The 11,660-nt window shown below is 29.3% G+C and carries 15 protein-coding genes; all 15 read right to left on the bottom strand.

Annotation, left to right across the window (positions count from 1 at the left end):
• Positions 1–23: 23 nt before the first annotated feature.
• The 15 genes from JJL45_RS11570 to JJL45_RS11495 all read right to left on the bottom strand — a co-directional run bounded on the left by JJL45_RS11570 (position 24) and on the right by JJL45_RS11495 (position 11,620).
• The gene (locus JJL45_RS11570) at positions 24–734 is read right to left on the bottom strand and encodes a helix-turn-helix transcriptional regulator (RefSeq protein WP_068605288.1); all 711 of its coding nucleotides are present in this window, start codon (positions 732–734) and stop codon (positions 24–26) included.
• Positions 735–753: 19 nt separating this feature from the next.
• Entirely contained in the window at positions 754–1,239 is a 486-nt protein-coding gene (locus JJL45_RS11565) for a DNA/RNA nuclease SfsA (protein WP_262895038.1), read from the bottom strand.
• Between the two features lie 323 nt (positions 1,240–1,562).
• Entirely contained in the window at positions 1,563–2,204 is a 642-nt protein-coding gene (locus JJL45_RS11555; protein WP_068605287.1) for an MBL fold metallo-hydrolase, read from the bottom strand.
• Between the two features lie 261 nt (positions 2,205–2,465).
• Positions 2,466–3,017 carry a hypothetical protein gene (locus tag JJL45_RS11550; protein WP_068605285.1) on the bottom strand — a complete coding sequence of 184 codons (552 nt, stop codon included), beginning with the start codon at positions 3,015–3,017 and terminating at the stop codon, positions 2,466–2,468.
• Between the two features lie 39 nt (positions 3,018–3,056).
• Positions 3,057–4,040 carry a hypothetical protein gene (locus JJL45_RS11545; RefSeq protein ID WP_068605283.1) on the bottom strand — a complete coding sequence of 328 codons (984 nt, stop codon included), beginning with the start codon at positions 4,038–4,040 and terminating at the stop codon, positions 3,057–3,059.
• A 150-nt stretch (positions 4,041–4,190) separates the two neighbouring features.
• Positions 4,191–4,736 carry a hypothetical protein gene (locus JJL45_RS11540; RefSeq protein ID WP_068605281.1) on the bottom strand — a complete coding sequence of 182 codons (546 nt, stop codon included), beginning with the start codon at positions 4,734–4,736 and terminating at the stop codon, positions 4,191–4,193.
• Positions 4,737–4,899: 163 nt separating this feature from the next.
• Positions 4,900–5,532, bottom strand: coding sequence for a hypothetical protein (locus tag JJL45_RS11535; protein ID WP_068605380.1), 633 nt, complete (start codon positions 5,530–5,532; stop codon positions 4,900–4,902).
• 153 nt (positions 5,533–5,685) lie between these two features.
• A complete protein-coding gene (locus JJL45_RS11530; RefSeq protein WP_068605124.1) occupies positions 5,686–6,075 on the bottom strand; it encodes a hypothetical protein in 390 nt (129 codons plus the stop codon).
• Positions 6,076–6,134: 59 nt separating this feature from the next.
• Positions 6,135–6,602 (bottom strand): hypothetical protein, encoded by a 468-nt coding sequence (locus JJL45_RS11525; RefSeq protein ID WP_068605126.1) that lies wholly within the window; start codon positions 6,600–6,602, stop codon positions 6,135–6,137.
• A gap of 171 nt (positions 6,603–6,773) precedes the next feature.
• Positions 6,774–7,133 carry a hypothetical protein gene (locus tag JJL45_RS11520; protein ID WP_068605128.1) on the bottom strand — a complete coding sequence of 120 codons (360 nt, stop codon included), beginning with the start codon at positions 7,131–7,133 and terminating at the stop codon, positions 6,774–6,776.
• Between the two features lie 3 nt (positions 7,134–7,136).
• The gene (locus JJL45_RS11515; RefSeq protein WP_068605130.1) at positions 7,137–7,769 is read right to left on the bottom strand and encodes a hypothetical protein; all 633 of its coding nucleotides are present in this window, start codon (positions 7,767–7,769) and stop codon (positions 7,137–7,139) included.
• A gap of 554 nt (positions 7,770–8,323) precedes the next feature.
• Entirely contained in the window at positions 8,324–9,661 is a 1,338-nt protein-coding gene (locus tag JJL45_RS11510; protein WP_068605132.1) for a hypothetical protein, read from the bottom strand.
• A complete protein-coding gene (locus JJL45_RS11505) occupies positions 9,654–10,040 on the bottom strand; it encodes a hypothetical protein (protein ID WP_068605133.1) in 387 nt (128 codons plus the stop codon). The genes JJL45_RS11510 and JJL45_RS11505 overlap by 8 nt, the downstream gene beginning before the upstream one ends.
• A 171-nt stretch (positions 10,041–10,211) precedes the next feature.
• Complete coding sequence (locus tag JJL45_RS11500; protein WP_202664136.1) at positions 10,212–10,712, bottom strand: hypothetical protein; 501 nt, start codon at positions 10,710–10,712, stop codon at positions 10,212–10,214.
• Positions 10,713–10,876: 164 nt separating this feature from the next.
• A complete protein-coding gene (locus JJL45_RS11495) occupies positions 10,877–11,620 on the bottom strand; it encodes a DUF6090 family protein (RefSeq protein ID WP_068605136.1) in 744 nt (247 codons plus the stop codon).
• Between the last annotated feature and the right edge of the window lie 40 nt (positions 11,621–11,660).

The following is an 11,660-nucleotide window of genomic DNA, read 5'->3' as shown; positions in this document are numbered from 1 at the left end:
CCTGCCATTACTTATACAAAATGTTAGCGCCTGGCTTTTTCCCTTTGTTTGTTAATAAATTGGTCTAATGTCATTTTATGTGGTTTAAATTTTTCCTCTAATGGTTTAAGATATTCAATTCGTTCTAGTCTGAATAATCTGAAATCTTTTCTCAATCTGCAAAAAGCAATAAGAGTCCAGCAGTCATCTTTATTATTATATAAAGCAAAAGGCTCAATTAAACGGCTTGTTTTTTCTTGTTTTGATTCAGAGTTATATAAAATCTCTAAAAGCCGACAATCAATAATCGCATTTTGTAAAAGTGCCAAGGTGTCACTTTTGAAATTATGAGGCAACTGTGGCTTAACACCAATTCTATTATTTAAAAATTCAGATTTCTTTTTCATTGAATCTCTAAAAACTGCTCTAACTTTGTTCAAAGCATCAGAGTAATTTTTTACCAGTGACGTGTCCGTATTATTTTTGATAAAGTGTTCTGCTGTAATTAATGCATTCGCTTCATCTTGAGTAAACATAACTGGAGGAAGATGATACGTGTCCATTAATGAGTAACCTTTCGAAATATCTGAAATTATTGGAATCCCTGCATTTATTAAAGTATTGATGTCTCTATATATTGTTCGAACACTAACATTGAATCGTTTTGCTAAAAATGGAGCTGATACTATTCTTTTAGCTTGTAGATACGTAAGTATTGCTATAATTCGTGACAATTTTGAAATTGATCCATTCATATTAAAACTTTATCTGAAATTATATAAAATCCTCAGTAATTGAAAAATAGTCTAATAGACTTACCTCTGTTGGTGTTATTTGAAAATTAATTTGCCACATTTCAACTCCTTTTTTTATGCAATTCGTAACCTGTTCTCCCACAAAATTACTGCATTTATTATTTCTACTAGGTATAAAATGTTTATTATCATAAATAAAACAATTTAACAGGATTGCTTTTTCATTTTCTTGCAAACTGTCGGCTAAAGCATTAATGTGTTTTACAAATCTTTCAAAAGAATTAAACTCGCTTACTTTTTTTGTTTTAATATGATTTCCGATAGGCAATTGTAAATTTAACAAGGGTGTTTTAACTTCAATATATGTATTATCGACCCAAAAATCTAATTTAGAATTACCAAGGGATTGCTCTCTTTTTAATGTAGTTCCATTACTAATCATCAAGGGCAACTGATTTGTAAATATAAAATGTTCGACGTAACGATTTGCTGCATTTTGATTAATGCCAACCCATCTTTTTTGTGGATGTTCTATAGGGTCTAATGAGATGGCTTCAACTGTATATGGGGTTTTTCTTGATGGATTGTTGCTTGAAGATAAAAGACACGGGATGTTTTCTAATGCAATATTTCATATACGTCCAGTTGTCGGACAGTGACAATTAACCTCATTATTATTAATGATAACCAACATTGTAAACTGGCTTTTTCGCTTAACAATCAGTCCCTCTTGTAATTTATCGTCAAAAATAAAATTATTATACATTTTATATAGTATTCTAAAAGCACTAGGAGATGAGCTCCTAAGTGCAATTGTTAATATCAAATTTATAGCTTTATACAAGCACCGTGTCCTGGAGCTATAATTGAAATTGGAAGTTTTAAAAACTCATTTTTTAGGTCATTTTTCATTTGATTAGATAAAAAAGGGTCGTTTTCTAAAACTTTAATTTGAGTATCAATATCAGAACAAATTAAATTTTCTGTAACTTCCCCAAATTGTAGATAAACATCGCTACTAAACAAAATGGAACTTGTTTTATCAAATAATAATAATCCCACCCAATTGTGCATTTCAGCAGGGTAACCAATAAATTTTAGATTAATATTATTAGACGAAAATTCGCTATTGGGGCTTTGTGTAATTGTGCTTTTTGTGATGTTAAACCCCATTAGTTGACGTGCTGTAACTTCTGAACAAATAGCTTTTATGTTAGGATATTGCTGCTCAATTATTTTAAACCCACCACATTCATCACTTTCAAAATGAGAAATAAATACATAATCCAATGGTTTATCTCCTAGAATTTCTTTGATTTTAGGGATTAACATTTGTGCGTGCATCGTGTCTCCTGTTTGAACCAATAATGTTTCTTTACCAATAATGAGGTAATTGTTAAAAGATAAATTAATTGGAGCAAAATAATTGTGAAATTGATAAATGTTTTCTGCCAATTTTAATGTTTTCATTGTTTTTAAGTTTTAATTAATATTCTAAACTTCGGTAGCAAAATTAGAATCTCGCTATGACAAATAGTTGTCAGTCTTTGTTATTTTTTTTTCAAAAGTTGCACTTCGCATCTTTAAGCTTGGCGCTAACGTGTTTGTGTAAGGAAAGTTGCGTGGTTTAAGCACTAAAGTTAGTAAATAAAACACTAACCAAGAAAATCCGCGAGGATTTTCGTAAGTAGGCTTTTACCAGCAATTTTTTTTACACGTTGTTGGCAGTAGTTATTTGTTTTTTAATTCCTCAATCTTGTTTTTTGCTTCTGTGAAATTTGCTTCAATTTTTTCCAAATCTTTAATATAGAGTGTTTTGTCTGAGCCATATTTTTCAAGTTTTATATACCAAGTTGCTTTACCTTTACTTACATAATAACCTAATTGAAATCCGTCCTCTGTGATAAATTTATTTTCTAAATAATCAGGGTTTTTCAAAATATCGTTATCAACTTCCAACTTTAAACTATTCAACGCTTTAATAACTTCTAATAAATCTGAATATTCAATTGAAGCAGTTGAACTTCCATATTTTCCTGGTTTTTCAATTTGATAAAAATATCTTTCGCTATTACCACTATTCAGCTTTCTAATTCTTGTTTCTGCAACTGTATATGATGACTTCAAATTAGTCAAATTTGTATCAGTAAATTTTGTAATCACACCTGTTTGAGAAGCAAATTGTTCCATTTTGGTTTTAGTTTTTTCGGCATCTTTTTTAATGTCTTGAGAAAATACTAGAGTTGTAATTAATAACGTAATAACTGTTAATGACTTTTTCATAATAAATTTATTTGTGTTTATAATTTTGGTTTAAAATAATTATTTTTTGTTGTGTTGAAATCTTAAAAAATCAAAAACCAAGGGGAATTCTTTTTTTAAAATTATATCTATCTCTTTATTTCTGTAAGTATATTTTTCAACGTATTCTTTATTCAGTACTTCCTTAACAACATCATCAAAGTATAAATCTTGTAAATATTCTTTTTCGTGATTTTCGTATTTCCAATGATTTTCTATAGATTCAGGAATATTTAAATCGTCTCTACTGATATTTTTTCCGTTTTTACGGATTTTGTCAACTTCTATATGAATATTATAATCTCTTAATAAAGTTTTTAAAGATTTGTGTTTTAAAATTTTTTCATCTGAATAACTTGCTTCCCAATATCGCACAACTGGTCTTGAAAATGGACTTGTAGATCTACACCAAGATTTATCTAATGCTGAATAAATAGATGAATATTCATCATTTTTTTCTTTTTCATTTATTTTTGCTACTATATTGAACCCAAAACGAATTTGTTCTATTTTTCCTTTTAGAGGTGTTAATTTAAAACCTAAATTAACATTTCTAATGTCTCTACTGTAAGTATAATATTCCTTATCAATTTTTACTAATTCAATTTTTACATATTGTTCTAATGAATTTTCTTGTTTGAATTTTTTCCAATAATTAGAAACTGAATCTACTTGTTTTTTATAAATTCCATATTTATTGTTCCATTCCTTTTCAATACGTTCATTTATAGGTTTGAAATAAGTAGTATCAGATGAAAACTCAACAAAATCTATAACTTGATTATATGTTAATTCAGTAAATTTAACTTTATCTAAGTCATTTTTAATCACTGTATCTCTTAAGTAAACAATATATTCATAAGTGTTTTTAAACAAAGAGTCACTATCAATTGTTTTTTTTAGTTCTTTTACTGTCAATGGTTCAATAACTGATTTATTAAGATGAGAATTACAATTAAATAATGTAATTGATATTAATAAAATCAATAGGTTTTTCTTTTTCATAATTTTGGTTTTTAATTACTGCCAACGGTTTTGTGTATGGTTAGTTGCGTGGTTAAGCAACTAATTTAGTAAACAAATACTTGCCAGAGAAAATTCCGAAGGAATTTTCCAGATAAGCACTTGCCAAAGCAATTAATTATACACGGTGTTCTACGCAGTTTTTTTTCTACTTACATCAATCTGTATTTCAAAGGCATTATTTGCGTCATAAGCTCGATAAACTCCAATCCTTCTTCTACATTGCATATTGTCGAAAAGGTCATCATAACTTAATTTATCCAAAGATAATTCTACAAAATCATTTATATTGTTTTTGTCTTTTTCTTTTACTAACCTCATTAGTTCAAAAAAGTATCTATAATCATTTCCTATATTTATGAATATCTTAAATCCTATTAGTTTATTATCGTAGAAATGTAGAATATATTTGGTTTTAGTTTTCTTATTATTAGTCAGAATTATTTCGACTTCATCGTTATAAGTTTCTACACCTTCTGGATTGTATTTTACAAGTTCTCCCGTCAATTTTCTTGCGGTTTTTAATTTACTCAAAACAGAGGATTTACTATCGTTTAATGAAAAATCTATGTCAAGTATTGGTTCTAAAAAAACAGTACAATGTTCATTGTTTTGAGAATATATTTTCAGAAATGAAACAGATAATAAAATCAGAAGTATAATATGTTTTTTTATCATTACTAATTTTTTTCAAATTGCGTAGAACGGCTTCGTGTATGATTAGTGGCGTGATTTAGTACGGAAGTTAACAAATAAAAAACGAATAGAATATTCCGCAGGAATATTCGTAAACAAGCTCGACCTAGCCATTAATTATACACTTTGTTGTGGTGCGTATTTTTTATTCAGTTTGATCTAGTTCTATTGTTGGCGGTGGTGGTGGAACAAAGTATATTTTTTCATTTAACCATATTTTAATATCCGTTTTTCCTGTAATTCGATAATAGCTTTCTGTTAGTTCATCTAATGTTTTAGGTAAATTTCCGATTAAGTTATCATTATACGAAATGTAAAAAAGTAATTTATCTTGATTATCACATAAATCTGGATTCTTCCCATTGTTTTCTATATCTCTCTTTATTACTTTTTGTAAACTATCTATTTGATAGAAATTCATATCTGATTTATTAATAGTATCATTGTGAATTTCAATCACATTTTTTTTTCGAATTAAAATGCAACCAAAGTCGTCCCAACAAGGATTTAGGAAATAAATTGTCTTTATTCTGTTGTCTGATTTTATAGTGATTTTCGGTAAGCTGTCATTACAAGCAATTCTTTCAGTTCGTTTGAGTATGTCTTTCCAATTCTTAAATCTGTTTAACTCTAATTCAACACCAAGACTATCGTTTTCAGAATTTATGTTTCCGAACTCTATTTTTACCAACTGTTTTTCTTTCTTGTTATTACTGTGACATCCAATAATAGTAAAAACTAGTAAAATTAGTAACGATATTTTGAAGTTAGTTCTCATTTTTTATATGCACCACAACGGTCTCGTGTATGATTAGTGGCGTGATTTAGCACGGAAGTTAACAAATAAAAACCGAATAGAATATTCCGCAGGAATATTCGTAAGCAAGCTCGACCTAGCCATTAATTATATACCTTGTTGTAAAACGTTTTTTTATATCCATCGTATACCATTTCGAACAGAATATCCCATTAAAATAACTAGAATTACAGATATAATCATATAAACCCAAGCCCAGTAAAATCTAATATTTTTTTTGTTAGTAGTTGTTTTATTGTCGGTCAATATTTTTTTGAATCGGTTATCTTTTTTGAAGTACCAATAATTAAATCCTAGAAAAATTGTCGGAACAATAAAATTTTCATTTTCGAAAGTCTGATATTTAAATCCGTTTAAATGGTAAGTAAGAAAATCACGAATAAACAAGTAATTAAACATCAATAATACTGAAATCACTGCTACCGTCGATAAATATGGTATTTTACCTTCCCATTTATTATCGTCGTAGTAACTGTAAAAGAAATAGAATAAATAATGGAACATTTAAAGTTCAGTTAGATTTTGGTGGGTCAAAATGTATTAAACGGTGTTGTAAAACGTTTTTATTTTGTCTTTTCAACTAGTTTTTTAATAAAAAATTTTGTCACATTTATATTGCGCTTGTGATACATTTTCTTTCTTTTCTCGGTAGTTTGGTCTTCTGGCTTGAGTTTTGCTCTTAAATCAATTTTATATTCAGCTGGTTTAGTTCGAGAGTAAGAGTAAGTCCAACCTCTTATTTCATTTATAAAGTCAGATCCATATTTCGGCAAAAATTGATTTTCGGAAATGCCTTTAATCAAATTCCGAATTGTTTTTTTATCCGATTCTATTTGGAATATATTTCCGCTTTCTGACTTTAGAATCACAATATTTTTTTCAGAATCAATTTCAATGATAATATGAGGTTTCCAGTTTATCCAGTCAGTTTTATTAATTCCTAAATCTTTGAATACTTTCCTCTCTGCTTGATTCCAAGTTGTACCACTTCCTAATAGCGTTCTAAATAATATGTCGAGTAGTTTTACCAAATGTTTTACAACGGTCTCGGCTATGAGTAGTTGCGTGGGTTAGCACTTAACTTTGCAAGTACACACCGAACTGAAAATCCGCGAGGATTTTCAGAAGTAGGCGAGAACAAGCAATTACTTATAGCCATTGTTGGCAACAGTATTTTTTTATTATTCAATTCGGTTTTAACTTTATTCCATTAGTTTTTTGAAATAATTTGAAATCGTTGTGTCTTTATTAGGTGACATTATTAAACTCATTGTTTTTTGAGTGATTGTGTCAAAATCTGATTGAGTAAATTGTCCTTTAAAACTCTCCGAATAAAATTCTCCGATAACCTCAAATATAGCTTTTAATTCCTCTTTTGATAATGGACCTTGGTTATTTTCAAATTTAGTTTTCTTTACACTTTCCATAAACTGTGCGGCAACGAATGCTCCTGCTTCTAATGCCGAATTTTTATCTATTTCATTTTTTTCTGCCAGTTTTGAAATTGTCATATGCAAGTCCAATGATATAGGCATTTTCATTTGTTCTTTGATACTTTCCATAATTTATTGTTCCATTGTAAAAATTGCCATTAATCTTTGAGGTGCTAAACGGTCTAACCATTGATGAGAATTGTTTGTTGGAAAAACTCCAGATGGTTGAGAACGAAGTTTAAACGCAGAAATAGGATTGCCATCCAATTCAGTTTGTTGAAGCCTTGTCAAAGGATTGAAAAAGTCTAAACCTTCTTTTTCTTTTGTAAATGTTTGCATTGTTCCGTCAAATGCTTTTACCATTTCAAAATCAATTCCGTTGGCTTTGTACAAGTCCACGTCTTCATTACCAACAGCTTGTAAAAGACTATCCATTGAAAAAGCTCCAATCATAATATCAATTTCTCTTTTAAAGTTGAAAGTTTTGAAGTTTCCAAAATCAACTTGAGATTTTAGACTGTTAAATTCGTTAGGAATAATTATTTGGTCATTTTCGACAAGTCCAAGAGTTTTGTACATTAAACCAAAAGGTGATTGAAGCATAATCTCAATATTTCGAGTACCAACATCATTTAGTTTGTTGCGAATAGGTAAGTCGGTTTCAATCGGTAGAATGTCGGTTTTTGATGTTCTATTTTTCCAAATATCATCAATGTTTGTTTTTGAAAATGCTTCTATAAAGCATTCTTTCATAAAATCATCCATAAGCTTTTAAAATGGTAATGTGTCGAGATATATATTTTCTTTCGTTTCTCTGACTTCGATTGATAAACGGGAATATTTATGAATTTTGTCGTAAAAATTTAAGTAATAATTTCTCTGATTATTTATTCTTTTTTCGTGTTCTATTTTGAATGTAAGTTGTCCTTCCGAACATTGTTTTGTACAACTAACCATATGTTTGAAAAAACTATAAAATCTTGTTTTGTTTGGCATTCCAGTCAGAACGTTTTTTGACATTAGAAAAGGAATGAATGATTTTGTATCGTAATTCACACACGAATTAATCAATTCAGTCCTAATTTTTTCTATGCTGTTCGTTTTGTTCATATTGTTGCCAACGTGTTTGTGTATGGCTCGTTGCGTGCAAATTAGCGATTATTTTTCGGTTGGGCACAAGCCAGATTTTTAAATTTTACTATTTATCTTTTTTTGTTGGAAATCGTCAAATTTAAAAATTTGGCGACTTTCCAAATATGCCTAAACTTTGGTTAAGCAACTGATTAGCAATGAGCTATACGCGTTGTTGGCAACTGGCTTTATTCCGATTTGTTTACTATGTATTCATAAATAGAAGAAACAATTTGTTTAATTCCATCGTCGAATTTTCCAGAGTCAAGAGTTTTTTCAAATTCTATTCCATCGAATTCAGTTCGTAAAACAATCTGACCTTTTTCGGTCGAAATATCTAACGGAATTTCAACATCGAAGTCCAATGAGTAATCAAATTTCTCAAAGTCTTTTTTCTTTAAAATAACTTGTTTAGCATTAGAAGATTCAAAAAGGGTGTTTTCATCAAGTCTTATTGATTTTCTTACTTTATCTTTCTCTTTGATTGTAGTTACTTGAATAATTTCATATTCTTTTGATTTTACCTCTTCTGGCACATCAATTTTAGGTGGAACTATTCTATCAATTTTAGACTTGTCTTTTATATTAATTTTGGAATATTCTTTACTCTTTGAATTTTTGACTTTGAAGTCGAAATTTGAATTTTCCGTTATTTTAAATATAGGTTCAAAAATCTTTTTTCTATCTTCTTGACTGTAATTAGAGATAATAGTTGATACAGTTTCCTCATCATAATCATCATCGAGAACTATATTTCTATATTTATAACCTACGTCAATTGCCCAATCTCTTATTTCTTTATTCTCTATTGATTGCTTCATTACTTTATCTACAGCAAGACCTATTTCAAAACTTCCAAAATCCAAGTCCACCATTCTATAATCTAAATCATTAGACAAGCGATTGAATGATGCATTTAGTTTTTTTTCATCAGTTTGTCTTTCTTTGAAAGATTCAAAAAAGTCAGCTTTTAAGAAACTCTTGAAAGAAGTTGAAATATTTTTAAGTAACTCGCTTACAAGTTCATTAAATCCTATTGTGTCAGAATATTTACTATTTGTTGGTGCTAATTTTATGTAAAATGCTTGTTCACGAAGTGAACGCAAGTATGATTGCGATTCAAATTCTTTTATGAAATTATAATAATAAGATTGAGATGAAGGTTCGTAATTTAAATATGAATCTTCGGTCGGCAAATAGTTTTCTGGTAGGGCAGAGCTTTGAGTAATTTCTGCATTTAAAATATTGCCATTAAAATCTTGCTCAATTCTGTAGATGAAGTTTTGATTTGTTGAAATAATTTGCCTCAATGTTACCAATTTTGTCAGGTAATCAAAAATTGCTTGTTCTTCAAGTTCAAGTAGTAAATATGTATCCTTATTCTCTGAAGTATCTACCAAATATTGCAGAAAATGTTTGTTGTTTTTTATTAGGTGAGTTAAAATTGGCTCATCTAAAAAAATGATATCCTCAATCTTTTGAAATTGATTTAAATCGAAACTGATATTTTTGTTTTGGTTAGTCATTTCGTTCTACAATTTCGAAATTTTCAACGACATTAAATTCCTCTGTTGGAAAAAATGTGTAATGTTTTTTATTTGAACCACCATATTTAATTCCGTGACTATCATTTATAACTCCTTGCGCAATTTTTGAGTAATTTACCCTTTTATTTTTTGATAGGTTTTTCAACATTTGATTTGCGGAATCAAAACTATTAAAAACTGACAAACCCCAAGCAATACATTTGTCTTGATATTTTGGTTTTAATAAAACTGCTTGTGGTGTAAATGACTTTTCTGTGATTTCCTTTTCAACACAGCGAAAGAGTTTTTTCTCTCCTTGCTCATTATTCGCAGGACAGTCTTTTATCTTATCTATATTCTCCTGAAACTTTAATTTCATTTGTAGTTCGGTTTTTTTTCAGCTTGTTGCCAACGGTCTCGTGTATGATTAGTGGCGTGATTTAGCACGGAAGTTAACAAATAAAAACCGAATAGAATATTCCGCAGGAATATTCGTAAGCAAGCTCGACCTAGCCATTAATTATACACTGTGTTGTGTATAGTGCTTTTTTTATTCTATCCAACTCGTTTTATATACTTTTGATATTTCTCCATTCTCAAAAAAGAATAAATAAGCTATTCCATTTGCGCCTTCTTTTCCGACTCGGTTTGTTGTTACGTTAATCAGCAAATTATCATTGTCCATTTTAGATAATTCCGCATTAGGTTTTCTTTTCTTTTTTACACAATCTAATTCCAATTCGGAAATTTTGCGTTTGGTGTTTTCCAGTTTTTTATAAATCGGATAAGTTTTGGTTTTATCTAAATCAAATATCTTTTCTTTTTCAACACCTAATTGATGAGCAACATATTCTGATGAAAACATATCATAATTCCATCCGTTTCCAATTTTGGAATCAAATCTAAAATTCCGAGTTTTTAATTCCTTATCAGCTTTAAGGTATTTAATCGCTGATTTAATTTGTCTGCACAGTTGTCCGTCAGAAATTTTCTCCGAATTCTGTCCATAAACCGAAGTCGCTAACAATAAAAGAAGTATTATTTTTTTCATTCGAGACGTTTTTTCCGGCATTATACACAACGGTTTTGTGTATGGTTAGTTGCGTGGTTAAGCAACTAATTTAGTAAACAAATACGAACCAAAGAAAATTCCGAAGGAATTTTCCAAATAAGCACTTGCCAAAGCAATTAATTATACACGTTGTTGTGCTTTCGTTATTTATTCAGTCGTTTTTTGATTAGTTCAATATTGTATTCCGCATCAATTATCAAATTATTTAATCTCTCTATTGTACCCTTGTATCCGCCAATCTTAAAAGCAAAATAAGCTTCAGTCTTAATGAATATGTCTGGAATCTTATTTTCCATCTCCAAGGTTTTTTTCAATTCTTGCTGATTTTCTAGTCGTATCATTAATTCAGCAATACCTCCTTGCATTGTTACATTCTCTAAAATATTTCTAGCACTATTACCTAGTCTATCAAAGTTATTTAATGTTAGATTTTTGCTCGAGTTGTACGATTCCAAATTGTTACGTAGGGTTTGGTCTATTAAATTTAATCCTCCAACGTTTAATAAAGATTTAATAGTGCTTGACTTAAATTCTAAAATGATAACCTGCCAATCATTTTTTTTCATGGCCTCAAAAGCTTCGGTAAGATTGAGATTTGGCTTTTTGTAAATTAATGCATAATTCTCAAAATTTGATATGGATGATTCCATTTTTAGGATTTGATTCTTAGCGTAAGTCTTATCAGCTTCAAGGTCCTCCATAAGTTTACTATAATAACTTTGTCTAATTTCATCCAATTTTCTATTTTCATTCCAATTGTTAATCCACAGCGCAATTAAAATCCCAATAACAACAAGAACAATTTCTCCGATGGCATAAGTCAGATATTTTGCGAACTTGTTTTCAGTCAGCATTTTTTGTCTAATTTTTCTAAAGAATTTTATCATTGGTTAGCAGTTTGTCATAATGAAGCACAACGGTCTCGGC

It is taken from the genome of Tamlana sp. s12 (assembly GCF_016767215.1).
Lineage (GTDB): Bacteria > Bacteroidota > Bacteroidia > Flavobacteriales > Flavobacteriaceae > Pseudotamlana > Pseudotamlana agarivorans.
Note: the sequence above shows the minus strand (reverse complement) of the source record. Positions and strands in the feature narration are given on the sequence as shown.